Origin of the sequence: Mycobacterium sp. SMC-21, assembly GCF_045310825.1 — a bacterium.
Taxonomy (GTDB): domain Bacteria; phylum Actinomycetota; class Actinomycetes; order Mycobacteriales; family Mycobacteriaceae; genus Mycobacterium.
This window is the reverse complement of record NZ_JBJIAO010000002.1, coordinates 13,259-36,831: the sequence shown is the minus strand read 5'-3', so window position 1 is coordinate 36,831 and position 23,573 is coordinate 13,259. Positions and strand designations below refer to the sequence as shown.

Genomic DNA, 23,573 nt, shown 5'->3' with positions numbered 1-23,573 from the left:
CGTGGGCCTCAGCTGCCACCATCGGTGGTGATCCGCGGCCCGACCGATGAGGCCGGGCCGGCGAAGGGACGGCAATGCGATTCCAGCGTCGCCAACTGCTGTCCAGGGTGAGCATCCAGTCGAAGCTCGTGGTGATGCTGGTGCTGTGCACCATCGTCGCGGCGACCGTCGTGGGTGTCATCGGGTTCCGGGCCGGTCGCGCCTCACTGCGCGACTCGGTCCTGAACCGGCTCACCGAACTTCGGCAATCGCAGTCGCGCGAATTGAAGGACCAGCTGTCGGATCTGAAGAACTCGATGATCATCTATGCGCGCGGCGCGCACACCCAGGGTGCGCTGGCTGAGTTCACCGCCGGATTCGACGCGCTGGCGGACAAACCCATCAGTCCGGCGCAGTCGCAGTCGATCACGGACTACTACACCAACACCTTTCTCAAAGAGGTCGAGCAGTCCAGCGGCGCCAAACTGAATGTCGATCAGCTCCTCCCGAGGGACAACGCCCAGCGCTACCTGCAGGCGAACTACACCGCCGTACGGAAGGACGACGACACGGCGGTCAAGGTCGACGACGCACATGACGGCAGCACGTGGTCAGCGGCGAACGCGCGGTACCAGGATTTCTTCCGGCAGATCGTCAACCGGTTCGAATTCCAGGACGCGATCCTGCTCGACAACCGCGGCAACATGGTCTACAGCGCGTACAAGGACGTCGACCTGGGCACCAACATCCTGACCGGTCCCTACAGCGGCTCCAAACTCCGTGGCGCATACGAGAAAGCGATGTCCGCGAACTCCGTCGACTACGTGGACATCACCGATTTCGAGATATACCAACCGGCGGAGAACCAACCCACCGCCTGGATGGTCACCCCGATCGTGACGGCGGGACGCGCAATGGGGGTGCTCGCCCTCCAGTTCCCGATCTCGAAGATCAACCGCCTGATGACGTTCGACCAGCGCTGGAAGGAATCGGGCCTCGGTAACACCGGCGAAGTCTTCCTGGTCGGTCCCGACGACCTGATGCGCTCGGATTCGCGGATGTTCCTGCAGGATCGGCAGACCTACAAGAACGACGTCGTCGCGGCCGGCACGCCGGCCGACGTCGCCGACCGGGCCATCCAGCTGGGCGGCACCACCCTGGTGCAACCGGTGCCACCGACCACCAACAAGCAAGCCTTGCGGGGCGAGTCCGGAACCCGGCTGGCCACTGACTATCTCGGCCATGAGGTGCTGTTGGCCTACGCACCCATCACGATTCCCGATGCCGAACTGCACTGGACCATCATCGGCAAGATCGACACCGCGGAGGCGTTCCAGCGGGAGACCGCGTTCACCCGGACCATCGTGCTGACGACCGTCGGCATCATCTTCGTCGTGTGCATCGCCGCGATGTTCCTCGCCCAACTCTTCGTGCGGCCCATCCGGCGGCTGGAGGCGGGCGCGCAACGCATCAGCGCCGGCGACTACAACATCAACGTGCCCGTCGAGACACGCGACGAGATCGGCGAGCTGACAGAGGCTTTCAACGAGATGAGCCGGAGCCTGACGGTCAAGGAGGAGCTGCTCGTCGCGCAGCGCAAGGAGAACGCCAAGCTCTTGACGCTGTTGATGCCCGAACCGGTCGTCGAGCGCTACCAGCAGGGCGAGGAGATCGTCCCGGAGGAGCACCAGAACGTCACGGTGATCTTCACCGAGGTCATCGGGCTGGATCGACTGCAGGCCCAGTTGACGTCGCAGGGGTCGCTCGCCGTCGTCACCGAGCTCGAACGCCAATTCGACGCGGCCGCAGACAGTCTCGGCATCGAACGCGTCCGCGCGATCCGGAACGGCTACCTGGGCAGCTGCGGCCTCAACACCCCGAGGCTCGACAACGTCCGGCGGACCGTCGACTTCGCCCTGGAATGCCAGCGCATCATCGACCGGTTCAACAGCGAGACGGGTAACCACCTGGGCCTGCGTGCCGGCATCGACACCGGCACCGTCAGCAGTGGCCTCGGCGGCGAGTACTCCGTGGTCTACGACATGTGGGGCGCCGCGGTCAACGTCGCCTACCAGGTCAAGAGCGGTTCACCGCAACCCGGAATCGACGTCACCGACCGGGTTTATCAGGCGCTGCAGGCCACCATGACGTTCACGTCGGTCGGCACCATGTCCGTCGACGGGCAGGACGAGCCGATCTGGCGACTGGTGGTGCCGGAATGATCGCTGACGTGTTCACCTCGGCCTGGTTCTACTGGGCCGTGGGCATCGCGATCGGGCTGCCGATCGGGCTCGTCGTGCTCACCGAATGGCAGCACGCGCTGCGCCGCAGGCACAGCTTCCTGGTGCGGCCGGTGACCGTGCTGCGCAACTACCTGCTGCCCCTGGGCGCACTGCTGCTGCTCTTGACCGAGGCCCGGCAGGTACCGGCCGCAGCCACCTCGGTCCGCACCGTCGCAACGCTTTTCGCGTTCGTCGTGCTGATCCTGCTGCTGTCCGGCGTCAACGCCACCCTGTTCCAGGGGGCGCCCGCGGGGACCTGGCGCAAGCGCGTCCCGACGATCTTCGTCGACGTCGCCCGGTTCGTCCTCATCGCGGTCGGCCTGGCGGTGATCTTCTCCTACATCTGGGGAGCGAACGTCCGCGGCCTGTTCACCGCACTGGGTATCACCTCGATCGTCATCGGCCTGACACTGCAGAATTCGGTGGGCCAGATCATCTCGGGCCTGTTGATGTTGTTCGAGCAGCCGTTTCAGATCGGCGACTGGCTGGACACGGCCGCCGCACGCGGCCGGGTGGTCGAAGTCAATTGGCGTGCCGTGCATCTGGAAACCGGCGCCGGAACCCAGATCACCCCGAACTCGGTGCTGGCGGGGGCGTCGTTCACCAATCTGAGCCGGCCGGCCGACGCGCACTCGATCACCGTGACAACGATCTTCTCCCTCGACGATCCGCCGAACCAGGTGTGCGCGTTGCTCACTCGCCTGGCCGCGGACCTGCCGATGCGGCGTCCTGACGGCACCGTGTCGGCAACGCCCGCAGGCGGGCTCGAATATCAGACCACCATCCCGCTGCACTCCCCCGCCGACGACGGAGAGACGAGAAAGCTTTTCCTGCAATGGGTCTGGTATGCATCACGGCGGGCCGGTCTGCACCTGGACGAAGCCGAGGACGACTTCTCCACAACCGAACGGCTGGCCGAGGCCGTCGCCGAAGTCGTCGCACCGACCCTGCGGCTCAGTGCCGACCAACAACGCGAACTGCTGAGTGCGGCGAATCTGGAACGCTACGGCATCGGCGAACTGGTCCAGCGCGTCGGAGAGGTGCCCGACCGCATGACGTTCATCCTCTCCGGACGTGTTCAGCTGACTGCCGGCGGTGACGATGGAGCCGAGACGCTGATCGGAATCCTCGAGAACGGCAGCTATCTGGGTCAGAGCACATTGACCCGGCAGCCGGTCATCGGCAATGCCCACGCCCTCGACGAAGTCACCGTGGTGCACGTGGAACGCGACCACATCGAGACCGTGGTGCAGCGAAATCCGGTGCTGCTACAGGAATTCGGCCGGATCATCGAAGACCGCCGGGCCCACGCCCGGCGCCTGCTGAGTGCCGACTGAAACCGTCACTCCCGCTTGGAGATCCACTCCACCGTGGACGGGCTGAACAACAACCCCAGCGTGACGATGGCGACGAGCGCAACCACGATGGCGTACTGCAGCTGGCCGGATTGGAAGACGTACCAGGCGACGCCGAGCAGCAGCAGGTTGGCGAACACCCCGATACCGCGGCCCCAGCGCCGCCCGGTGATCAGTGCCCAGCCGCCGGCGAGCACCGCCCCGCCGACGCACACCAGCCAGATCGCGTTGCCGTAACCGCTGACGATGTGCTGGTCTGCGCCGGCCAGCCCGCGCACCACGTACACCACGGCGCCGATCAGGCCGAGCGCACCTTCGGCCGCCACCAGGAACCCGGCCCGGCGCACGGCCGGCGGATGGATCGCCGGATCACTCACTGCGACAACCGATCTGCCAGGTACCGCACCGCCAGCTCGTAGCCGATGGGCCCGGCGCCGGCGATCACCGTCTCGGCCACCGCCGACACGTAGGAGTGATGCCGGAAGGCCTCGCGCTTGTGGATGTTGCTCAAATGCACTTCGGCGACCGGCAATTCGGCTGCGGTGAGAGCGTCAGCGATGGCCACCGAGGTGTGGCTGTACGCGGCGGGGTTGATCACGATGCCGACGCAGTCGGTGCGCGCCGCCTGGATCGCGTCGACCAGTTCACCTTCGTGGTTGCTCTGCACCGCGCGCACGGAGAAGCCCAGTTGCGCCGCGAGGTCGGTGACGGCCTGCTCGATCTGCGCCAACGTGGTCGAGCCGTAGATTTCCGGCTGGCGAGTGCCCAACAGGTTCAGGTTGGGCCCGTTGACGAGGAGCAGGCGGCGATCGGTCACCCACTCACGGTACCGGCTGCGAACAGGCAGAATTGTCCGGTGCCGACCAACAATCCACCGTGTCGCTGCGACACCGGGGCCGTGTATGCCGCCTGCTGCGGCCCGCTGCACCGCGGCGAGCGTTCCGCTGCCACCGCAGTGGCGCTGATGCGTTCGCGGTTCACCGCGTTCGCCCTCGGTGATGTCGACTACCTGCTGGCGACCTGGCATCCGGACACCCGACCGGCAGACCTCGACCTCGATGACGCCGTCACATGGCGCCGGCTGCAGATCGTCGACACCGAGGCCGGCGGCACGGACGACCCGACCGGCGTCGTGCAGTTCCGCGCGCAGTACGTGCGCGACGGCAGCCGGCACATCCTGCACGAGCGCAGCCGATTCGCCCGCGGCAGCGATGGCCGCTGGCTGTACGTCGACGGCGACTTCGTGGACTAGCCGCCGGCGACCGAGTTGCCGACGGTCGCGGCGCGGATAGGCTCGTCACCCGTGCGTGCCGTGCTGATCGTGAATCCGAACGCAACCTCGACGACCCCGGCAGGCCGGGACCTCCTTGCCCACGCGCTGGAGAGCCGCGTCGACCTCACCGTCGCGCATACCGACCACCGTGGCCATGCCATCGAGATCGGGCACCAGGCCGCCGCTGACGGCACCGACGTGGTGATCGTGCACGGCGGCGACGGCACCGTGAACGAGGTGGTCAACGGCATCCTCGGGCACGCGAACGGCGTGCCGGGCGCCTCCAACACCGCCGTCGGCGTGGTGCCCGGCGGCTCGGCGAACGTGTTCGCCCGGGCCCTCGGCATCAGCCCCGATCCACTCGAGGCGACGAACCAGCTCGTCGACCTGCTCAGCGATTACCGCCGGGGCGTGCCCTGGCGCCGCATCGGGCTGATGGACTGCGGTGACCGCTGGTCGGTGTTCACCGCCGGTATGGGCGTCGACGGTGAGGTCGTGGCGGCCGTCGAGGCGCAGCGGGCCAAAGGCCGCAAGGTGACCGCGTCGCGGTACATCCGGGTGGCGATCCGCGAGGCCGTCGGCAGCGCCCGCAAGCCCCCGCGGTTGACGCTGCACCTGCCGGACCGCGAGCCGGTCACCGGTGTGCACTTCGCGTTCGTGTCGAATGCCAGCCCGTGGACCTACGCCAACAGCCGGCCGGTCTGGACCAACCCGACGACGACGTTCGAAACGGGGCTGGGCGTGTTCGCGACCACGAGCATGGGCATCTGGGCCAACCTGCGATTGCTACGACGGATGCTGTCGCGTACGCCACAGATTGAAGGCCCGCACCTGATCCGCGATGACGACCTGCCGTGGCTGCGCGTGACAAGTGACACACCTGTCGCGTGTCAGATCGACGGAGATTTCGTTGGCCTGCGCGAAAGCATGACGTTCACGTCGGTGCCGGCGGCTCTCAATGTGGTCGCGCCCCCAGCAAAAACACAGTGACCAGCGATCTTGGTAACACTTTGCAAAATTTAGGGCGCAGGTGGGCCCAGTGTAGTACAACTGGTTCAGGGGCCTGCCAACGCGGGTCCGCAGTGACATTGCCCACGAGTTAACGCGCCGCTATTGACATCTGTCCAGCCTGTGAAAACATCAGATGCAACAGTGCAGAAACATTTCGTGTGCACCCGTTAACAGCCGAAGTGAAAAAACATTGCGCGCTTTGCTGCGCGCCCAGTGAGGAGTGTTGACCATGGATTGGCGCCACAAGGCGGTCTGTCGCGACGAGGATCCGGAACTGTTCTTCCCCGTGGGAAACAGCGGCCCGGCCATCGCTCAGATCGCTGACGCGAAGCTCGTGTGCAACCGCTGCCCGGTGACCACCGAGTGCCTGAGCTGGGCACTCGAGTCCGGCCAGGACGCGGGTGTCTGGGGCGGCATGAGCGAAGACGAGCGTCGCGCGCTGAAGCGTCGCAACGCCCGCACCAAGGCCCGCACCAGCGTCTAGCCACGGCATTCGAAAAATGACCCCGGCGACGAGCCGGGGTCATTTTTTGCGCCGAGCGGCGCCGCGAACGTGCCGTCAGATCGCGGATCTGTCGAAAATCGCGATCTGTGTGCACGCTCACGGTGGGTGACCCAGACGCGAAAATAGCTTGCGCTGCTGGGTTATTGCGGTGTACCTACTGAGCGAGCCGCTGTACCTACTGCGCGGCTCGGCCCCTGCACCTACTGCGCGGCCCGGCCGCGGCGACCGATCGGGACCCGCAGCACCACATCGGTGCCACCACCCGGCGCCGCATTCATGCTCAGCGTCCCGTCGAGAACCGACGACACCTGGGTCTGCACGATCTGCAGCCCCAGCCGGTCCGAGTTCTCGAGGGTGAAGCCGTCGGGCAAGCCGTGGCCGTCGTCGTGCACGACGACGTCGAGCCAGCGCGCCGACCGGTCCGACTTGATGGTCACGCTGCCCTGCTCGGTACTCGGATCAAAAGCGTGCTCGATGGCGTTCTGCACCAGCTCGGTGATGACCATGATCAGCGCGTGCGCGCGGTCGGCGTCCAGGACTCCCAGATCGCCCTCCCGCCGCACCCGGATGGGGGCGCCCAGCGAGGCCAGGTCGTTCATCATCGGCAGGATGCGGTCGATGACCTCATCGAGGTTCACTTCCTCGTCCACCGACAGCGACAGGGCGTCGTGCACCAGGGCGATCGATGACACCCGGCGCACCGAATCCAGCAGCGCCTCCCGCGCCTCGGCGTTGTTCATGCGCCGGGACTGCAGCCGCAGCAATGCCGCCACCGTCTGCAGGTTGTTCTTCACGCGGTGGTGAATCTCACGGATCGTGGCGTCCTTGGACAACAGCGCGCGGTCCCGCCGCTTGATCTCCGTGACGTCGCGGACCAGTACCGCCGCGCCCACGGCCTGCCCGCCCACGGACAGCGGGATGGTGCGCAGCAGCACCGCGGCGCCGCCGGCGTCGATCTCCATGCGCATGCTCGAGCCGCCCGCCAGCAGATCCCGGACGTGGTTCGCCAGTTCCTGCGCGTCGAAGGGATCGGAGATCAGCGGCCGGGTAACGCTGATCAGGTTCTGGCCGTCGAGCTCGGTGACCAGCCCCATGCGGTGATAGGCCGAGATGGCGTTGGGGCTGGCGAACGTCACGACGCCGTCGACGTCCAACCGGATCAGGCCGTCACCGACGCGTGGACTGGACCGCGACATCGGCACGTCACCGACGTTCGGGAACGTCCCCTCGGCCAGCATGCGCAGCAGATCGCGGGCGCAGTCCAGATAGGCCCGCTCGAGCGGCGCCACCTTGCGGCGGTCGGCGAGCGCAGTCTGGTGCGTGAGCACCGCGACCACGTCATTGCCGTAGCGGACCGGGACGGCCTCCAGGTTCAGTCGCGAATCACCTTGTACGGCGGCGCTTTCGGCTCCCCGGCCGATGAGCCCGGTCTCGAAGGCCGCCGTGACGGCGGGCATGTCCGCGGCAGAGTTGATGGTCCCGACCGCGTCGGCGAACAGCACCGTCAGCGCGGTGTTGGGCCGAATCTGGGCCACGCACACCAGTGCCCCGTCGTCGCGCCGGACCCACATGAGGTAATCGGCGAACGACAGGTCGGAAAGCAGCTGCCATTCACCGACCACGGCGTGCAGGTGGTCGACCGCATTGCCGGGCAGGACCGTGTGCTCGGCGAGCAGATCACCGAGTGTGGACACGTCTCGTTATCCCATTCTGGGGGTTGCCTAGCCGATGACGGCGATCAGGTCGCCGGCCTGGATCACGTCGCCGACAGCCACGTTGACGGACGTCACCGTGCCGGCGACCTCGGCCAGCACCGGAATCTCCATCTTCATCGACTCGAGGAGCACCACCGTGTCACCCTCGCCGATCTGGTCGCCCTCGCGAACCACGACCTCGAGCACACTGGCCACGATTTCAGCGCGAACGTCCTCGGCCATCTTCACCCCACTCGTCTACGTATCTGTACGCAGGCGGTCCCTGCGGCCTCTATTGCACCACAGCACCACGGTTTGCAATTGGGTGGCGTGGCCGTGCGACACTGTAGGGCGAGCAACCGAACCTTTGGAGGACCATCATGGCCAAGCGTGGCCGCAAGAAGCGTGACCGTAAGCACTCGAAGGCCAACCACGGCCGGCGTCCCAACGCCTGACCCACGCCTTCAAAAAACCGCCCGGCTCCTCACGGAACCGGGCGGTTTTTCGTTGTCAGCCGCGGACGATGGTGGTGCGGCTGATTTCGAGCTTCAGGCGCGCCCGCAGGCCCTCAGGAGCCTTCTCGCCGCTGCACTTGGTGGCGATCAGTGCCTTCACCCGCTCCTCGATGCCGTACTGGCGCAGGCAGGTGGGGCATTCCTCCAGGTGGACCCGCAGCTTGTCGCGCGTCTCCGTGGTGCATTCGCCGTCGAGCAGCGTCCATACCTCGGTGATCACCGCGGCGCATTCGGGATGCTCCGGGTCGACCGGGCCGATCGGCGGCTGGAAGTCGTGCCCCTCGGGGCGCGTGAACTCCTCGCCCATCAGGACACCTCCTGGGTGTCGAGGCTCTCTCCACGGAGGAAGCCCCGGTCGCGGGCGACGCCCGTCAACAGTTCACGCAGCTGCTTGCGGCCACGGTGAAGGCGGGACATCACCGTCCCGATCGGGGTATCCATGATTTCGGCGATCTCCTTGTACGGGAAGCCCTCGACGTCGGCGTAGTACACCGCCATCCGGAACTCTTCCGGCAACGCTTGCAGCGCCGCCTTGATTTCAGTGTCCGGCAGCGCCTCCAGCGCTTCAACCTCAGCTGACCGCAGACCGGTCGACGAGTGCTCGGCGTTGGACGCCAGCTGCCAGTCGGTGATCTCGTCAGTCGGGTATTCCGCCGGCTGCCGCTGCTTCTTGCGGTAGCTGTTGATGTACGTGTTGGTCATGATCCGGTACAGCCACGCCTTGAGGTTCGTGCCCTCACGGAACGAGTGGAAGGCCGAATAGGCCTTCACCATGGTCTCCTGGACCAGGTCCTCGGCGTCCGCAGGATTGCGCGTCATGCGCAGCGCGCCGCCGTAGAGCTGATCGAGCAGCGGAATCGCATCGCGCTCGAACCGCGCCGTCAGCTCCGCGTCGCTCTCGACCGCGGAACCCAGCCCGTCGATGTCGGTCATCGTGATCGAGACCGTCCCTTCTGTCGCGGCGCCACGCAACAGGTCCGGTAACTCGACCGGACGTTCCAGACATGCCGTTGGCACCTGTGTCCCCTTCCGTCCGATCCTAGAGGCTGCGACCGACAAGTTCGCGAGCCATTAATTGACCATGCTGACGGGAGTAACAGCACCGCACCACACAGTTGTTCCCGGCCTCTACGCTTGCCAGCCATGGCGAGCGCGGCAACCCCGGCGATCAAGGCCCTGCAGGCCGCGGGAATCGGCTACGAGATCCGGCAGTTCCGGCACGACCCGCGGGCCACGTCGTTCGGCGACGAGGCCGTCATCGAGCTGGCGGCGGAGGGGTTCGTCGCGGCGCAGATCTTCAAGACGCTGGTGCTGGCGATCCCCGGTGGCCTGGCCGTCGCGGTGCTGCCCGTGCCCGACAAGCTGTCGTTCAAGGCCGCCGCCGCGGCGCTCGGCGTACCCAAGGCCGAGATGGCCGAGCAGGCCGCCGCACAACGCGCCACGGGCTATGTCGTCGGCGGCATCTCCCCGCTGGGGCAACGCAGATCGCTGCCCACGGTCGTGGACCGGTCGGCACTCGACTGGGACCGGGTGCTGTGCAGCGCCGGCAAACGCGGATTGGACCTCGTGCTGGCCCCCGCAGACCTGGTGGCCGCCACCTCGGCGGTGACTGCCGAGATATGTACTCCGCGGTAACTCCGGCGGCATAGGGTGTGCGCATGACACTGTCCGGGAAGACCATGTTCATCTCCGGTGCCAGCCGTGGCATCGGTTTGGCCATCGCCAAGAAGTTCGCGGCCGACGGCGCGAACGTCGCGCTGCTCGCCAAGACCGCCGAGCCCCATCCCAAGCTGGACGGCACCGTCTACACCGCGGCCAAGGAGATCGAGGAGGTCGGTGGCCAGGCGCTGCCGATCGTCGGCGACGTCCGCGACCCCGACTCGGTCACCGCCGCCGTGGCCCAGGCGGTCGCGCAGTTCGGCGCCATCGATGTCTGCGTCAACAACGCCTCGGCGATCAACCTCGGCTCCATCGAAGAGGTGCCGATGAAGCGCTTCGACCTGATGAACGGTATCCAGATCCGCGGCACCTACGCCGTCTCGCAGGCGTGTATCCCCCACATGAAGGGCCGCGAGAACCCGCACATCCTGACCCTGTCGCCGCCCATCCGGATGGAATCGGAGTGGCTGAAGCCGACCGCGTACATGATGGCGAAGTACGGAATGACGTTGTGCGCGTTGGGTATCGCCGAAGAGATGCGCGAGGCCGGCATCGCCTCGAACACGTTGTGGCCGCGCACCCTGGTCGCCACTGCCGCGGTGCAGAACCTGCTCGGTGGTGACGAGGCGATGGCCAAGGCCCGCAAGCCCGAGGTGTACTCCGACGCCGCCTACGCCATCTTCAACAAGCCGGCCCGTGAATACACCGGGCAGAGCCTGCTGTGCGAGGACGTGCTGCTGGAGTCCGGCGTCACCGACCTGTCGGTGTACAACTGCACCCCGAACGCCGAGCTCGGCGTCGACCTGTGGGTGGACACCCCCAACCCGCCCGGATACACCGGCCCCTAATCGGTGGCCGGGCAGATCTCGACGCCCGTGACCATGGGCGGCCACGCCACCGTCACCTCGACGAGCGCGGCCAGCGGCGCGATCGCGGGAAATGCCCGGTCCCACTGTTTCTGCACCTGCTGCACCGCATGCGGGTGCAGAAACGTCCAGGCCATCCCGATCAGCAGGTACGGCAGCGCCAGCCACAGCAGGAATTCGGCCATCGCGCCGACGCTGACCCGCCGGCTGAGCAAGCGTCGCATCAGATCAACTCCCCATCTCGGCGAATCTGCCTGCGGACGTAGGCCAGCAGCACGTAGCTGCCGGCCTGCCGGATGAACAGCGGCAGGAACCGGTTGACGAATGCGACGAGCCGGAACAGTGTTTCGAACAGATACTGGCGGCCGCTGCCCCACGACATGCGCATCGCGTCCCGGAACACCGGTGCCAGGAAACCTCCGGTGAGGAACGCCAGCAGCGGCCGAAACGGCAGTGCCAGAACCGGATTGATCATCTTGAGGCGCACGAGGTCCGTCAGGTAATTGCGGACGGCGTCGTCCATGGCGACCTTGGCGCAGGCCGCGGTCCAGTAGTCGTCGAAATCGGCCCGGGTGGCGGGCCACTGGTCGGCGGTGACCTGGAGCGTGGTGCCCAACGGGGCGGCCGACCGGTAGAACTGTTCGGCCAGTTCGGGTGTCAGCTCGCCGCGCAGCAGTTGGTAGACGTCCTCCATGCCGACGAACAGGCATGCGGCGACCCACATCTGCAGGTCGCGGTCGAAAGCGTTGTAGCGCACCGGGCTGTCGGGGCCGGACTGCACCTGCCGGTGTGCGGTGTCGACGGCCTTGCGCATGGCGGCCCGGTCTTCGTCATTGCCCAGGATGGCGACCGCGAGGTACTGGAACGTGGTGCGGGCGCGCTTCCACGGATGTTTGAGCAGATTCCCCGAGTCCACCTTGCTCTCGACCACGCCGTACCCGACACCCGGCCACGACAGCTGCATGATGACGTTGGCGGCGCTGGCCGCCGCGCCCCAGAAGTCGGCGGCGTCGGCGATGGTCACCGGGTACTCGTCCCAGCGCGCGGTGCGGCGCCGAATCTGGATGCGGCAGTCCGCGAGCGTCAGCGCGGATGGGTCGCCCGTCATGGCAGGCACATGTTCGTCAGCAGCAGCATCGGCCAGAACACCACGGTCCGGGCGAACACCAGCACCCGTTCGGGGCCGTGTGCCGCTTCGAACGCGCCGGTGTGGGTCACGGCCCACAGCACGCCGAGCACGAGATACGGCGCGGCGAGCATGGCGGCGGTGCCCAGCCACTCCGCGATCGTCATCTCGAAACCGAAGATGCCCGGTGCACGTTCTTCGTCGTCGGTCATGGTGCTTTCAACCTAGGCATACAGTGGCCGCATGTCGACGTGGTCAGTCGGACGGTATGAGGCCGTCGCCGAATTCATCGCACCCATCGCCTTCGAGGTGGTCGACGCGGTGCCGCATGGGCCGGGCACCGCACTGGTCGACCTGGCCTGCGGGACCGGTAACGCGTCGCTGCACGCGGCCGGCCTCGGCGCCCAGGTCACGGGCGTCGACATCACGCCGGAGTTGGTCGCCATCGCCGCGGCCAAACCCGGTGGTGACGCTGTCGAGTGGGTCGCGGCCGACGCGTCGGCCACCGGACTGCCCGACGCCTCCTTCGACACCGCGGTGTCCAACATGGGCGTCATCTTCGTCGAACCGACAACGATGGTCGCCGAGCTGGCAAGGCTGCTCAAACCCGGTGGCGCCCTGGGGTTTTCGACATGGGTCAAGGCCGGGGACAATCCGTTCTTCACCCCGGTCGTCGAGGTTCTGGGGCAACCAGAGCCCGGCCCGTACTCACCCGATCAGTGGGGCGTACCCGAGCTCGTCCACGAGCGGCTGGACACCGGTTTCGCCGACGTCGCCATCGAAAACAGGGTTCTCGTCTGGCGATTCGGCTCCGTGGCGGACGCGGTGCGCTTCGTCACCGACGAATCACCCATGCACGTCACCACGTTGACGTACCTGGACGACGAGACCCGGAGCCGACTCGTCGCGGCCTTCACCGCAGCGTTCGCCGCGCACGAATCACCCGACGGCACCGTCGCCTTCGACGCGCCGTACGCGGTGATCACGGCGCGGCGCCGGAGCTGAATTCAGTTGGCCTGATACAGGATTCCGCGGGCGATGGCCTCGCGAATCTCCGGCAGCGCCGCCTCCGCCAGGGCGTCGGCATCGACACCGTGATGCGCGGCGAGCAGCCCGATCAGTGTGCCCAGCGGCACTTCACCGCGGCAGCCGGCCAGCAGCGCGGTGAACACCTCGTCCACCCCGAGGACCGCGCCCGGCCCGCCGGGGCGACGGACCGCGCACCCGATCTCCTGCCAGCCGTCCGGCCCCGGCAGTGAATGCTGTTCCAGCAGTACCGGAGCGGTCGACAGCCGAGCGGCGAGCAACGCCTCGTCGGAGGTGGCGCGCAGGTAGGCCCGGCGGGCGAAGAACGCCTCCACCTCGATACCCGTGATGGGTTCGTCGGTGATCTCCTCGAGGATCTGCTCGGGCGCTTCACCGGGACGCGGCACGCGCAGCGAGATCAGTCCCATGCCGATCCCGGTGATGCCCTCGGCGTCGAACCAGTCCAGCCAGTCCGCGCCGCGCTGCGCGATCTGCTCCGCGGACTCCCCCGCATCGGCCAGCCACAGCGACACATAGCTGACCGGGTCGGCCAGTTCCCGTTGCACCACCCAGGCGTGCAGTCCGGTGCCGGCCAGCCAGTCCTGCACCCGGGTCCGCCAATCGTCATCCCGGACAATCCAATTGGCCATGATCTGCGCGGTGCCACCCGGCGTCAGGTAGTTGCCGACGTTCTCGATGATGGTGCGGCACAGTCCATCTCCGGCCACCCCCGAGTCGCGGTAGATGTAGTCCTGGGCACCGGCGCCCACCACGAACGGCGGGTTGGACACGATCAGGTCGAACCGTTCCCCCGCCACCGGCTCGAACAGGCTGCCGGGCCGCAGGTCCCACGACATGCTGTTGAGCCCCGCGGTGGCCCGCGCCAGCGTCAGCGCCCGCGGGTTGGTGTCGGTGGCGACGATGTCGGCGCAGTGCCCGTTCAGGTGCAGCGCCTGGATGCCGCAGCCGGTACCCAGATCGAGCGCGCGTTGCACCGGGGTGCGAATCACGGCCCGCGCCAACGACATCGACGCACCACCGATGCCGAGCACATGCTCATGTTCGACGGCCCCGCCGCGCAGGGCGGCGTCCTGATCGGAGACGACGTAGAAATCGCGTTCACCATCACTGTGCGGCCGGATGTCGAGGGCCGCCCTGACGGTGTCGCCCACCTCCTCCAGCACGCCGGCCGCCGCCAATTCGGCCAGACCGGCCGACGGGAACGCCGCCCGCACCTGATCCGCCGGTTCGTCGGTGCCCAGCAGGAACAACCGCGCCAGCGTGGCCAGGCGGCCGCCGCCGGCAGTCGCGCGCAGCGCCGGCCACCACACGCCCCGGCCCATCGCGGCGTTCGCGTCGTCGCCGAGCAGTTCGGCCACGCCGTCGGTGGTGTAACCGGCCGAGCGCAGATCAGCGCCGAGGGCTTCCACCAACAGCGGGTCCAGGGCGGTCAAAACAGGGTCCCTTCGGGTTCGTTCTTCGCGGGCTCGATGAGTTCGGGGCCGTTGTTGCGAATGCTGTTGACCAACTTGGACACCTCACGGGTGACGATGCGGTCCAGGTCGCCGTGCCCGCGCAACAGCCCCTCGTCGATGGGTGCGTCGGGATCGAGCCAGCGGTCCCAGTCACCGGCGCTGATGGTCAGTGGCATGCGGTCGTGGATGCCGGCCAGCGGCCCGACCGACTCCGTCGTGATGATGGTGCAGCTGACGAGCGGCAGGCTGTCCTTGGGCGCGCCGGCCGGCCGCCACGTCGACCACAGACCCGCCATGAAGAGCAGGTCGTCGTCCGCGGCGTGCATGTAGAACGGCGTCTTCGTGGCCTTCTTGCCGTCGGCGGCCGGGTTGGGCCGCCACTCGTACCAGCCGTCCATCGGGACGAGGCAGCGCTTCGACTTCGCCGATCCGCGGAACGCCGGCGACGTGGTGAGCGTCTCGGCACGCGCGTTGATCAGCAGCGGCCCCTTGGTGTCCGGCGCGCCGTCGGCCGCGGTCTTGACCCACGGCGGGATCAGGCCCCAGCGCATCGACCGGATCCGGCGGGTGGGCTCGTCGTCAGGCTCGGAATGCCGCCGCACCACGGTGCTGATCGTCGTGGTGGGCGCCACGTTGTAGTTGGCCGACGGCAGGGTGCCGCCCTGTTCACCGCCGTCTTTGGTGACGTCCGACGCCTTGGCATTCGTCTCGTCGAGAGCCTGAATCTTCTCGGCCAGCAGCGCCGGGTCGGTGGTGACTGCAAATCGCCCGCACATACCAGGCAGGATAGGGGCATGGAACTCTGGCCCGCACCGTCGGTGACCGGTCCGGTGCAGGCCACTGTCACCGTGCCGGGATCGAAGTCGCAGACCAACCGGGCGCTGATCTTGGCAGCCCTGGCCACACCGCAGGGCACCTCGACCATCAGCGGCACGCTGCGCAGCCGCGACACCAACCTGATGATCGGCGCACTGCAGGCGCTGGGCGTGACGATCACCGGTGACGGCACCGAACTGACCGTCGGTGGCGCCATCTCCCCCGCCGGGGACGTACGCATCGACTGCGGGCTCGCCGGCACCGTGCTGAGGTTCGTCCCGCCGGTCGCCGCGCAAGGCACCGGACGCGTCATCTTTGACGGTGACGAGCAGGCCAAGACCCGTCCCATCACGCCCCTGCTGGACGCGATGCGCGGTCTCGGCGTCGACATCGACGGCGACGGCATGCCGTTCACCGTGTCGGGCACCGGGTCGGTGGCCGGCGGCGAGGTGCGGATCGACGCTTCGTCGTCGTCGCAGTTCGTGTCCGGACTGTTGTTGGCGGGAGCCACTTTCCGCGACGGTTTGACAGTGATCCACACCGGTGCGACGGTGCCGTCGCAGCCACACATCGAGATGACCATCACGATGCTGCGCGAGGCGGGCGTCGAGGTCGACCACAGCGAGCCGAACCGTTGGCACGTGGCGTCGGGCCCGATCGCGGCGCGGCACTGGGCCATCGAACCCGACCTGTCGAATTCGGTGCCGTTCCTGGCCGCCGCCGCGGTGACGGGCGGCACGGTGCGGCTGGCCCACTGGCCGCAGCAGAGCGTGCAGCCGACCGCTGACGTCCTGGAGCTACTGGGCAAGCTGAATACCGTTGTCCAGGTGGTCGATTCGTTCCTGGAGGTCCGGGGCGCGCAGAGCTACGGCGGCTTCGAGGCCGACCTGAAGGCCGTCGGCGAGCTGGCGCCGTCGATGGCCGCGCTCGCCGCGCTGGCCAGCGAGGGTTCGGTGTCGACGCTGTCGGGAATCGCGCATCTGCGTGGGCACGAGACCGACCGCCTGGCCGCGCTGACCGCCGAGATCAACGGGCTGGGCGGCCAGTGCCGCGAGACCGACGACGATCTGGTGATCACGGCGGTGCCGCTGCACGGCGGCCTCTGGCGGTCCTACGCCGACCACCGCATGGCCACCGCCGGCGCGATCATCGGGCTGCGGGTGCCCGGCGTCCAGGTGGAGGACATCGCCACCACGGCCAAGACACTGCCAGACTTCCCCGGTATGTGGGCCGACCTGCTGGCCGGGAAATAGCTTGCGGGAGTACGACGAATCCGATGTCCGGGTGCGCTCGGGCAAAGGTTCGCGGCCGCGTACCAAGAACCGGCCGACCCACGCCGACGCGCGCGAGGCCATGGTCGTCACCGTCGACCGCGGCCGGTGGGGCTGTGCGCTGGACGGCAATCCCGACCACATTGTCACCGCGATGCGGGCCCGCGAACTGGGCCGCACCCCGATCGTGGTCGGCGACTCGGTGGGCATCGTCGGCGATCTGTCCGGCAAGCCCGACACCCTGGCGCGCATCGTCCGCCGCGACGAGCGCCGAACGGTGCTGCGCCGCACCGCCGATGACACCGACCCCACCGAACGGGTGGTGGTCGCCAATGCCGACCAGTTGTTGATGGTGGTCGCGCTGGCCGATCCGCCGCCGCGTGCCGGGCTGGTGCAGCGTGCCCTCATCGCCGCGTACGTCGGTGGGCTGCGGCCCATCCTGTGCCTGACCAAGCAGGACCTGGCTCCCGCCGAACCGTTCGCCGCCGAGTTCACCGGCCTGGATCTGACGATCATCACCGCGGGCCGCGACGACCCGCTCGACGCCGTGGCCCCCCTGCTCGAAGGTCAGATCACCGTGCTGCTCGGCCACTCCGGCGTCGGCAAATCGACACTGGTGAATCGCCTTGTGCCAGAAGCAGACCGGGCCACCGGTGACGTGTCGGGCGTCGGCAAGGGCAAGCACACCTCGACGCAGTCGGTGGCACTGCCGCTCGACGACGGCTGGGTCGTCGACACACCGGGTATCCGCTCGTTCGGGCTGGCGCACATCCAGCCCGACGACGTGCTGATGGCGTTCTCCGACCTCGCCGAGGCCATCGAGGACTGCCCCCGCGGCTGCGGGCACATGGGCCCACCGGCCGATCCGGAATGCGCGCTGGACACGCTCACCGGCGCGGCCGTCGACCGCGTCGCGGCGGCCCGTCGTCTCCTCGCGGTCCTGAACGAGCCGACGTACTAACGCGCCACCAGCATCGTCGCGCGGTAGTCCGGCAGCGGGATGGTGCCCGGCGTCTCGGGATACGGGTCCAGCGACCGCAGTTCGACGATGTAGCCACCGACCGTCTCGATCAGGTGCGTCTGTCCCGGCGCGGGATTGGTGTTGAACTCCAGCGTCGTCGACTGCTGACCATCGGGCGTGGCGATGACCGCGATCCGGGCCGCACCCGTCCAGACGCACGACACTCGCTTCGGGCAGCGCGAATCATCAAGCACCCGATCGAATTTCAGCCGCAGTGGCGCGGTGTCGACCGCTGAGCCGTCAATTACCGCGGACTGCCCGCCGGCGAGGACGAACTCGTGGCCCAGTTGCACGGCGGCGGTGTCGGGCCGCGCCTGCCCCGGCGAGCAGGCGACGGCGAGCGCCACTGCCAGAAGGACCGCAGGGAAACGTGAAAACCCCCAAAACCGGGCGGTTTTGGGGGTTTTCACGACTGCTTTACGCGGCGGCTGCGGCGCGCTTGGCCCGACGGCGGCTGCGCACGGCGGCGATGGCCGTCTTCAGACCGCGCTTGTTGCCGGTCGCCGGGTCGATGGCGCCGAAGCTCTCGTCGAGCTCGACGAACATCCGCTCGCTCCGGGTCTCCGGGGCATCGTCGACGGTGTCGGTCAGGTACTTGTTCGGCACCGACAGCTTGGCGATGGTGCGCCACGTCTTGCCGTACTGCACCAGGAAGTTCCCGGTGGTGTAGGGCAGGTCGTACTTCTCGCACAGCGCCCGAACGCGGATCGAGATCTCGTACAGCCGGTTGCTGGGCAGGTCCGGGTACAGGTGATGCTCGATCTGGTGGCTCAGGTTGCCGCTCATGAAGCGCAGCACGGGACCCGAGTTGAAGTTGGCGCTGCCCAACATCTGGCGCAGGTACCACTCGCCCTTGGATTCGCCGACCATGTCGGTCTTGGTGAACTTCTCGGCGCCATCGGGGAAATGGCCGCAGAAGATCACCGCGTTGGCCCACACGTTGCGGATGACGTTGGCCAGGAAGTTGGCCTTCATCGTCGACTTGAACGTGGCGCCCGGTGACAGGGACGTGAGCGCGGGGTACGCGACGTAGTCCTTGCCCAGCTGATGCGCGGCCTTGGTGCCGAACTCACGCACGCGGATCATCGTGGCCTTGCGGTCGTCGCGGCCCTTGAAGATCTTGCCGAGCTCCAGGTGCTGCAGACCCACGCCCCACTCGAACAACAACGCCAGGACGGTGTTGAACCCGAGGTTGAACAGGTGATGGGGCTTCCAGCGGATGTCCCGGGTGACGCGAATGAGGCCGTAGCCCACATCGTCGTCCATCCCGAGGATGTTCGTGTACTTGTGGTGCATGAAGTTGTGGGTGAACCGCCAGTGCTTGGAGACCCCGTTCATGTCCCACTCCCACGTCGAGGAGTGAATCTCGGGATCGTTCATCCAGTCCCACTGGCCGTGCATGACGTTGTGGCCGATCTCCATGTTCTCGATGATCTTGGCCACGCCCAGGGTGCTTGCCCCGGCCCACCAGTACGACCGCTTCGAGCTGCGCAACAGCAGCAGGCGGCCGGCCACTTCGAGAGCACGTTGTGCCGCGATGGTGCGGCGGATGTAGCGCGCGTCGCGAACGCCGCGGCTTTCCTCGATGTCTTGCCGGATCGCGTCCAGCTCGACGCCCAGAGCCTCGATATCGGCTTCGGTCAAGTGCGTGAATTCAGGTACGTCAGTGACTGCCATATCGACCTCCTTCCAGTTACCTACGCTAGCGTAACCTACTCAACCGTAGGTTGCTAGACAGCAAATTCTATATTTCCCAGATCTGCGGTTTTGTTAAATATCCAACACACAGTCGCCGGCCGCAGCCGAAACGCACGTCTGCACCCGACTGCCCGGTTCCCGTTCCGCTCCGGTCCGCAGATCGCGTGCGTGACCCTCCAGCAAACTCACCACGCAGGACTGGCAGATACCCATCCGGCAACCGAACGGCATCTGCACGCCGGCCTGCTCGCCGGCCTCCATCAGCGATGTCGCCGCATCGGCGACGACGGTCTTTCCGCTGCGCTCGAAGGTCACCGAACCACCGGTGCCCTCGACCGCAGCCCGGGACGCCGCGAAGCGCTCCAGGTGCAGGCGCACCCCGAGCCCCGCCGCCGCGTATTCACGCTCGGCGTCGTGGAGCATGGCCTCCGGGCCACACGCCCACGCTTCGCGCGTCCGCCAGTCGGCGACTTCCTCGTCCAGCTTCGACAGGTCCAGGCGTCCCTCGGTACGAGTGGCCCGCACCCGCAACTGGTAGCTCGGGTGAGCCTCGGCCAGCTTCGCCAACTCGTCGGCGAAGATGACGTCGGCCGCGGTCGGGGCCGAGTGCAGGTGGACGATGTCGGTGATCTGGTCCCGGCGCGCGAGGGTGCGCAGCATCGACATCACCGGGGTGATGCCCGACCCGGCGGTCAGGAACAGCACCTTGCCCGGCGCGGGATCCGGCATGACGAACTCGCCCTGCGGCGCGGCCAGTCGCACGATGGTGCCGGGCGCCACGCCACCGACCAGGTGGGTCGACAGGAAGCCCTCGGGCATGGCCTTCACCGTGATGGTGATGGTGTGGTCGCCGCGCGATTCCACCGGGCTCGAGGTCAGCGAGTACGAGCGCCACCGCCAGCGGCCGTCCACCAGCAAGCCGATGCCGATGTACTGCCCCGGGTGGTAGTCGAACGAGAAGCCCCAGCCCGGCTTGATCACCAGGGTTGCCGAATCCTCGGTCTCGCGGCGCACCTCGACAACCTTGCCGCGCAGCTCCCGTGCCGACCACAGCGGATTGACCAGCTTGAGGTAGTCGTCCGGCAGCAGCGGTGTGGTGATGCGCCCGACGAGCGTGCGCAGCGCGTGCCACCCCGGCCGTTCCTTGGCGCCGGCAACCTTGGGCCGCACCGTGTCGACCACATTGGCCGAGACCTTGATGGTGTTCTTGGCCACGTTCACTCCCGCTCGGTTGGTCGTCCTAACCTACGGTACCGTAACCTACGCACAAGTAGCTACCCCTGCAAGCCAGGGACAAGGGCTATAGAAGCTCCAACAAAAACGGTAACTCCTGAGCGGCGTACCACGCCAGATCATGATCCTGAGCATCTCCGACGGTGAGCTCGGCGTCCTCGTCACCGAGGTCGGCGGCGTCGACGACGGCCACCGCAGCAAGCACCGCCGGCTCGGCCGCCGAGTTGTCGACGTACGCCGCGATCACGTCGGCCAGCTTGACCGGCCCGACCAGGCGCACCACCGCGTCGTCCAGATCCGGGCGAACCGTCACTTCTTCGGCCTCGGCCACCAGCACCGCCCGCCGCGGCGGCAACCCGGCTTCCTCGCCGACCCCTTCGCCGGCCAGCAGCCGCAGTGACGCCAGCGCGGCTTCCTGCAGCGCGATCTCGCCGAGCTCGTCCTCGTCGCCGTGCGCGTAGGCCTCACGCAACGTCGGCGTCACCGCGAACGCAGTACCGCTGCGGGCCGGCATCACCCCGTCTGCCACGAGTTGCGACAGCATCGCCAGGGTCGCCGGAATATAGACACGCACCAGGGCACTCTAAAGGGATCTCTCGGGATCGCCCATCAGCTCGGCCACGTGATCTGGCACATAGGTGGTGAGTTCGCGCGGGCCTTCCTGGACGCCATCAGCGCGCCACCTCGCGCAGCTCGTCGAGCGCCTCGCGCAACAGGCTCGGGAACACGTCGACGTCGCTCATGGCCTCGCGGTCGGCGTTGATGCCGTAGTAGAGGCTGCCGTTGTACGACGTGATGCCGAGCGCCAGCACCTGGTTGTTCAGCAGCGGCGGCACCGCGTACGTGTCCAGCAGCTTGGTGCCCGCGACGTACATCTGCTTCTGCGCGCCGGGGACGTTGGTGATCAACAGGTTGAACTGGCGCGCCGGGAAGCTGGTCGCGACCCGGGTGCCCATGGCGTGCAGCGTCGGCGGCGCGAAACCCGACAGCGTGACGATGGTGCGCGCGTCGACCGGGGTGGTCGTCGTGGCCTGGGTCTCGGTGGCGTGCGCGATCTGGGACAGCCGGACGAGCGCGTTGTTCTCGCCCACCGGCAGGTCGACCAGGAACGGTGTCACCTCGCTGATCGCCTGGCCGGGGCCGGCGGTCTCCAGATGGTCGGTTTCGGGATAGACAGACATCGGCGCCATGGCCCGCACTGTCAGGCCCGTCGACACCGATTGACCGCGGGACATCAGCCAGTTCCGCAGCGCGCCGGTCACCACCGACAGCACCACGTCGTTGACGTCGCAGTCGAAGCGCGTCCGTAGCTGGCGGTACTCCTCCAGCTCGTGTTTGGCGACGGTGAATCGCCGGTTGCGGGACACGGTGGCGTTCAGCGGACTGCTCGGGGCGGTGCCCCGGACCAGCGTGCGGGCCATGTCGATGACGCGCCGGCCGGCCTCGACGAACTGTTCGGTGCTGGAGATCATGTCCGCCGCCGCCGACTGCACGGCGGCCAGCTGTGCCGTCGGGCGTGTGATCCACTCCCCGATGGCGCCCAGCAGCAGCGAGGCGTCGCTGGGTTCGCGGCCCGGGATCCAGATGTCCTCGCCGAACTCGGGCGGCTTCTGCGTGCGGTCGGCGATGACGTGCCCAATCTCCAGCGCCGTCATGCCGTTGACGAGCGCCTGGTGGGTCTTGGTGTAGATCGCCAGGCGATTGTCAGAGAGGCCTTCGACCAGGCACATCTCCCACAACGGCCGGGTCTTGTCCAGCGGTCGCGAGCCCAGCCGGGCCACCAGATCATGAAGCTGAGCGTCACTGCCCGGGGACGGCAGCGCCGAGCGCCGGATGTGATAGGTGATGTCGAAGTCGCGGTCGTCGACCCAGACCGGCCGGGCCAGGCCGAGCGTGACCTCGCGGACCTTCTGCCGGTAGCGCGGGATCTGCGGCAGCCTGGCCTCGACGGTCGCCAGCAGCGTCTCGTAGCTCAGGCCGGCCCGCGGCTTACGCAGAATGGACAGCGTCCCGACGTACATGGGTGTCGATGAGTCTTCCAGCCCGTAGAACGACGCGTCCGACGCCGACAACCGGGTCACCATGCAGCCCGCTCTCCTTCACCCCTGGCGGATCGACCCCGTCACGGTATCCCCGGGACCGGTCCCCCGCAGCACCGGATCGGCGAATTGGCGTCGAGCACCTGGTGAAACCGGTGCGATGATTTAGCGGTCTGCAACTCTCCAGCAGATGCGTCACGCACCTGACCGACGGCTGGAGAGATTTCATGACCGCATCGACCCGCATCGACATCGACCTCACGGCGCCGATCGTCGACTACGAGCCTGCGCCGATCGAGACCGGCGCGGCGGTGCGTGCCCCCAACCGACTGCAGGTGGTGGCCGATCCCGAACCGGACTGCGCGACCGTATCCGCCGTCGTATCTCGGCACGAGGTCGCGCCGCCCACGGCCGCGCTGATGTTCGCCGACGCCGCCCTGCGCCGGGTCCTGGAGGTCAGCGACCGGCGCCGGCCGATGGCGCAGCTGCGTCCGCTGGTCACCTCGACACTGTTCGACGCCATGTCGTCATGGCCCCACCACAACCGGAGCGACGGCACGGCAGCGCTGCGCAAGGTGCGGCTACGCACCGCCCGTGAACAGGACGGGTTGCCCACGGCCGCCGAGGTGTTCGCCACCTTCAGCCGCGGGCCACGTCTGCACGCCGCCGCCGGACGCATCGAAATGCTCGGCGGGCGTTGGCAATTCGTGGCCCTGCAGCTGGGTTGAG

Annotated in this window: 28 protein-coding genes; 12 read left to right on the top strand and 16 right to left on the bottom strand. The window is 67.6% G+C overall.

Annotated features, from left to right (window positions below; genetic code table 11):
- Positions 1-74: 74 nt before the first annotated feature.
- Positions 75-2,201 (top strand): adenylate/guanylate cyclase domain-containing protein, encoded by a 2,127-nt coding sequence (locus ACJH6H_RS02070; RefSeq protein ID WP_406774145.1) that lies wholly within the window; start codon positions 75-77, stop codon positions 2,199-2,201.
- The gene (locus ACJH6H_RS02065) at positions 2,201-3,598 is read left to right on the top strand and encodes a mechanosensitive ion channel family protein (protein ID WP_406774255.1); all 1,398 of its coding nucleotides are present in this window, start codon (positions 2,201-2,203) and stop codon (positions 3,596-3,598) included. Before ACJH6H_RS02070 ends, ACJH6H_RS02065 begins: the two co-directional genes overlap by 1 nt.
- Positions 3,599-3,603: 5 nt before the next feature.
- Here ACJH6H_RS02065 and ACJH6H_RS02060 read toward each other — a convergent pair whose 3' ends face one another.
- Together ACJH6H_RS02060 and aroQ are read right to left on the bottom strand one after the other, a co-directional pair.
- On the bottom strand, positions 3,604-3,993 hold the full coding sequence (locus tag ACJH6H_RS02060) for a hypothetical protein (RefSeq protein WP_212806569.1): 390 nt from the start codon (positions 3,991-3,993) through the stop codon (positions 3,604-3,606).
- A complete protein-coding gene (aroQ, locus tag ACJH6H_RS02055; RefSeq protein ID WP_020102966.1) occupies positions 3,990-4,433 on the bottom strand; it encodes a type II 3-dehydroquinate dehydratase in 444 nt (147 codons plus the stop codon). The genes ACJH6H_RS02060 and aroQ overlap by 4 nt, the downstream gene beginning before the upstream one ends.
- A 39-nt stretch (positions 4,434-4,472) precedes the next feature.
- Between aroQ and ACJH6H_RS02050 the strand changes: the two genes are divergently transcribed.
- The 3 genes from ACJH6H_RS02050 (at position 4,473) to whiB1 (ending at position 6,384) form a co-directional block, all read left to right on the top strand.
- Complete coding sequence (locus tag ACJH6H_RS02050; RefSeq protein WP_212806570.1) at positions 4,473-4,868, top strand: YchJ family protein; 396 nt, start codon at positions 4,473-4,475, stop codon at positions 4,866-4,868.
- Positions 4,869-4,919: 51 nt separating this feature from the next.
- Positions 4,920-5,879 (top strand): diacylglycerol/lipid kinase family protein, encoded by a 960-nt coding sequence (locus tag ACJH6H_RS02045; RefSeq protein ID WP_406774144.1) that lies wholly within the window; start codon positions 4,920-4,922, stop codon positions 5,877-5,879.
- A 250-nt stretch (positions 5,880-6,129) separates the two neighbouring features.
- Entirely contained in the window at positions 6,130-6,384 is a 255-nt protein-coding gene (gene whiB1 / locus ACJH6H_RS02040; RefSeq protein ID WP_020102963.1) for a transcriptional regulator WhiB1, read from the top strand.
- Positions 6,385-6,605: 221 nt separating this feature from the next.
- Here the strand turns inward: whiB1 and ACJH6H_RS02035 are convergent, their stop codons facing one another.
- A complete protein-coding gene (locus ACJH6H_RS02035) occupies positions 6,606-8,099 on the bottom strand; it encodes a sensor histidine kinase (protein WP_406774143.1) in 1,494 nt (497 codons plus the stop codon).
- Between the two features lie 27 nt (positions 8,100-8,126).
- On the bottom strand, positions 8,127-8,342 hold the full coding sequence (locus ACJH6H_RS02030) for a biotin/lipoyl-binding carrier protein (RefSeq protein ID WP_036421130.1): 216 nt from the start codon (positions 8,340-8,342) through the stop codon (positions 8,127-8,129).
- Between the two features lie 137 nt (positions 8,343-8,479).
- On the opposite strand from ACJH6H_RS02030, the gene ACJH6H_RS02025 reads away from it, so the two are divergent.
- Positions 8,480-8,554, top strand: a complete 75-nt coding sequence (locus ACJH6H_RS02025) for a 50S ribosomal protein bL37 (protein WP_085976028.1) — start codon at positions 8,480-8,482, stop codon at positions 8,552-8,554.
- A gap of 55 nt (positions 8,555-8,609) precedes the next feature.
- Here the strand turns inward: ACJH6H_RS02025 and rsrA are convergent, their stop codons facing one another.
- Together rsrA and ACJH6H_RS02015 are read right to left on the bottom strand one after the other, a co-directional pair.
- Entirely contained in the window at positions 8,610-8,921 is a 312-nt protein-coding gene (gene rsrA / locus ACJH6H_RS02020; protein WP_406774142.1) for a mycothiol system anti-sigma-R factor, read from the bottom strand.
- Entirely contained in the window at positions 8,921-9,547 is a 627-nt protein-coding gene (locus ACJH6H_RS02015) for a sigma-70 family RNA polymerase sigma factor (RefSeq protein WP_168176135.1), read from the bottom strand. The genes rsrA and ACJH6H_RS02015 overlap by 1 nt, the downstream gene beginning before the upstream one ends.
- A gap of 210 nt (positions 9,548-9,757) precedes the next feature.
- Here ACJH6H_RS02015 and ACJH6H_RS02010 point away from each other — a divergent pair, with 210 nt between their 5' ends.
- Together ACJH6H_RS02010 and ACJH6H_RS02005 are read left to right on the top strand one after the other, a co-directional pair.
- Positions 9,758-10,249: an aminoacyl-tRNA deacylase gene (locus ACJH6H_RS02010; RefSeq protein ID WP_406774141.1), complete on the top strand. Its 492-nt coding sequence runs from the start codon at positions 9,758-9,760 to the stop codon at positions 10,247-10,249.
- A 23-nt stretch (positions 10,250-10,272) separates the two neighbouring features.
- Positions 10,273-11,121 (top strand): NAD(P)-dependent oxidoreductase, encoded by an 849-nt coding sequence (locus tag ACJH6H_RS02005; protein ID WP_212806575.1) that lies wholly within the window; start codon positions 10,273-10,275, stop codon positions 11,119-11,121.
- Here the strand turns inward: ACJH6H_RS02005 and ACJH6H_RS02000 are convergent.
- The 3 genes from ACJH6H_RS02000 to ACJH6H_RS01990 are packed head-to-tail and all read right to left on the bottom strand — an operon-like array spanning position 11,118 to position 12,477.
- Entirely contained in the window at positions 11,118-11,363 is a 246-nt protein-coding gene (locus ACJH6H_RS02000; RefSeq protein ID WP_406774140.1) for a hypothetical protein, read from the bottom strand. The genes ACJH6H_RS02005 and ACJH6H_RS02000 overlap by 4 nt on opposite strands.
- Positions 11,363-12,247 (bottom strand): oxygenase MpaB family protein, encoded by an 885-nt coding sequence (locus ACJH6H_RS01995; RefSeq protein WP_406774139.1) that lies wholly within the window; start codon positions 12,245-12,247, stop codon positions 11,363-11,365. Before ACJH6H_RS01995 ends, ACJH6H_RS02000 begins: the two co-directional genes overlap by 1 nt.
- A complete protein-coding gene (locus tag ACJH6H_RS01990) occupies positions 12,244-12,477 on the bottom strand; it encodes a hypothetical protein (RefSeq protein WP_064980081.1) in 234 nt (77 codons plus the stop codon). Before ACJH6H_RS01990 ends, ACJH6H_RS01995 begins: the two co-directional genes overlap by 4 nt.
- Before the next feature lie 31 nt (positions 12,478-12,508).
- Between ACJH6H_RS01990 and ACJH6H_RS01985 the strand changes: the two genes are divergently transcribed.
- Positions 12,509-13,270, top strand: coding sequence for a class I SAM-dependent methyltransferase (locus ACJH6H_RS01985; protein WP_406774138.1), 762 nt, complete (start codon positions 12,509-12,511; stop codon positions 13,268-13,270).
- A gap of 2 nt (positions 13,271-13,272) precedes the next feature.
- On the opposite strand, the gene ACJH6H_RS01980 is transcribed toward ACJH6H_RS01985, so the two are convergent.
- Together ACJH6H_RS01980 and ACJH6H_RS01975 are read right to left on the bottom strand one after the other, a co-directional pair.
- The gene (locus ACJH6H_RS01980) at positions 13,273-14,745 is read right to left on the bottom strand and encodes a methyltransferase (protein ID WP_406774137.1); all 1,473 of its coding nucleotides are present in this window, start codon (positions 14,743-14,745) and stop codon (positions 13,273-13,275) included.
- Entirely contained in the window at positions 14,742-15,542 is an 801-nt protein-coding gene (locus ACJH6H_RS01975; protein ID WP_406774136.1) for an SOS response-associated peptidase, read from the bottom strand. Before ACJH6H_RS01975 ends, ACJH6H_RS01980 begins: the two co-directional genes overlap by 4 nt.
- Positions 15,543-15,560: 18 nt before the next feature.
- Between ACJH6H_RS01975 and aroA the strand changes: the two genes are divergently transcribed.
- Positions 15,561-16,835 carry a 3-phosphoshikimate 1-carboxyvinyltransferase gene (gene aroA, locus ACJH6H_RS01970; RefSeq protein ID WP_406774135.1) on the top strand — a complete coding sequence of 425 codons (1,275 nt, stop codon included), beginning with the start codon at positions 15,561-15,563 and terminating at the stop codon, positions 16,833-16,835.
- Position 16,836: 1 nt separating this feature from the next.
- On the top strand, positions 16,837-17,814 hold the full coding sequence (gene rsgA, locus ACJH6H_RS01965) for a ribosome small subunit-dependent GTPase A (RefSeq protein WP_406774134.1): 978 nt from the start codon (positions 16,837-16,839) through the stop codon (positions 17,812-17,814).
- On the opposite strand, the gene ACJH6H_RS01960 is transcribed toward rsgA, so the two are convergent.
- The 5 genes from ACJH6H_RS01960 to ACJH6H_RS01940 all read right to left on the bottom strand — a co-directional run bounded on the left by ACJH6H_RS01960 (position 17,811) and on the right by ACJH6H_RS01940 (position 22,889).
- Positions 17,811-18,221, bottom strand: coding sequence for a hypothetical protein (locus tag ACJH6H_RS01960; protein ID WP_406774133.1), 411 nt, complete (start codon positions 18,219-18,221; stop codon positions 17,811-17,813). The two genes, rsgA and ACJH6H_RS01960, sit on opposite strands and share 4 nt — an antisense overlap.
- Before the next feature lie 70 nt (positions 18,222-18,291).
- Entirely contained in the window at positions 18,292-19,551 is a 1,260-nt protein-coding gene (locus ACJH6H_RS01955) for a fatty acid desaturase (protein ID WP_060999066.1), read from the bottom strand.
- Between the two features lie 93 nt (positions 19,552-19,644).
- Positions 19,645-20,787: a ferredoxin reductase gene (locus ACJH6H_RS01950; RefSeq protein WP_060999164.1), complete on the bottom strand. Its 1,143-nt coding sequence runs from the start codon at positions 20,785-20,787 to the stop codon at positions 19,645-19,647.
- Positions 20,788-20,872: 85 nt separating this feature from the next.
- Entirely contained in the window at positions 20,873-21,382 is a 510-nt protein-coding gene (locus ACJH6H_RS01945; protein WP_406774254.1) for a DUF6912 family protein, read from the bottom strand.
- 94 nt (positions 21,383-21,476) lie between these two features.
- Positions 21,477-22,889, bottom strand: a complete 1,413-nt coding sequence (locus ACJH6H_RS01940) for a wax ester/triacylglycerol synthase family O-acyltransferase (protein ID WP_064858407.1) — start codon at positions 22,887-22,889, stop codon at positions 21,477-21,479.
- Positions 22,890-23,071: 182 nt separating this feature from the next.
- On the opposite strand from ACJH6H_RS01940, the gene ACJH6H_RS01935 reads away from it, so the two are divergent.
- A complete protein-coding gene (locus ACJH6H_RS01935) occupies positions 23,072-23,572 on the top strand; it encodes an Rv3235 family protein (RefSeq protein ID WP_060999059.1) in 501 nt (166 codons plus the stop codon).
- Position 23,573: the final 1 nt, after the last annotated feature.

Coding starts and splice junctions, on each gene's coding strand:
- ACJH6H_RS01940 (WP_064858407.1), bottom strand. CDS start 22,889: ATGGTGACCCGGTTGTCGGCGTCGGACGCGTCGTTCTACGGGCTGGAA.
- ACJH6H_RS01975 (WP_406774136.1), bottom strand. CDS start 15,542: ATGTGCGGGCGATTTGCAGTCACCACCGACCCGGCGCTGCTGGCCGAG.
- ACJH6H_RS02000 (WP_406774140.1), bottom strand. CDS start 11,363: ATGCGACGCTTGCTCAGCCGGCGGGTCAGCGTCGGCGCGATGGCCGAA.
- ACJH6H_RS02010 (WP_406774141.1), top strand. CDS start 9,758: ATGGCGAGCGCGGCAACCCCGGCGATCAAGGCCCTGCAGGCCGCGGGA.
- rsrA (WP_406774142.1), bottom strand. CDS start 8,921: ATGGGCGAGGAGTTCACGCGCCCCGAGGGGCACGACTTCCAGCCGCCG.
- ACJH6H_RS02070 (WP_406774145.1), top strand. CDS start 75: ATGCGATTCCAGCGTCGCCAACTGCTGTCCAGGGTGAGCATCCAGTCG.
- ACJH6H_RS02030 (WP_036421130.1), bottom strand. CDS start 8,342: ATGGCCGAGGACGTTCGCGCTGAAATCGTGGCCAGTGTGCTCGAGGTC.
- ACJH6H_RS01995 (WP_406774139.1), bottom strand. CDS start 12,247: ATGACGGGCGACCCATCCGCGCTGACGCTCGCGGACTGCCGCATCCAG.
- whiB1 (WP_020102963.1), top strand. CDS start 6,130: ATGGATTGGCGCCACAAGGCGGTCTGTCGCGACGAGGATCCGGAACTG.
- ACJH6H_RS01990 (WP_064980081.1), bottom strand. CDS start 12,477: ATGACCGACGACGAAGAACGTGCACCGGGCATCTTCGGTTTCGAGATG.
- ACJH6H_RS01955 (WP_060999066.1), bottom strand. CDS start 19,551: ATGGCAGTCACTGACGTACCTGAATTCACGCACTTGACCGAAGCCGAT.
- ACJH6H_RS01985 (WP_406774138.1), top strand. CDS start 12,509: ATGTCGACGTGGTCAGTCGGACGGTATGAGGCCGTCGCCGAATTCATC.
- ACJH6H_RS01935 (WP_060999059.1), top strand. CDS start 23,072: ATGACCGCATCGACCCGCATCGACATCGACCTCACGGCGCCGATCGTC.
- aroA (WP_406774135.1), top strand. CDS start 15,561: ATGGAACTCTGGCCCGCACCGTCGGTGACCGGTCCGGTGCAGGCCACT.
- ACJH6H_RS02015 (WP_168176135.1), bottom strand. CDS start 9,547: ATGACCGACATCGACGGGCTGGGTTCCGCGGTCGAGAGCGACGCGGAG.
- ACJH6H_RS02005 (WP_212806575.1), top strand. CDS start 10,273: ATGACACTGTCCGGGAAGACCATGTTCATCTCCGGTGCCAGCCGTGGC.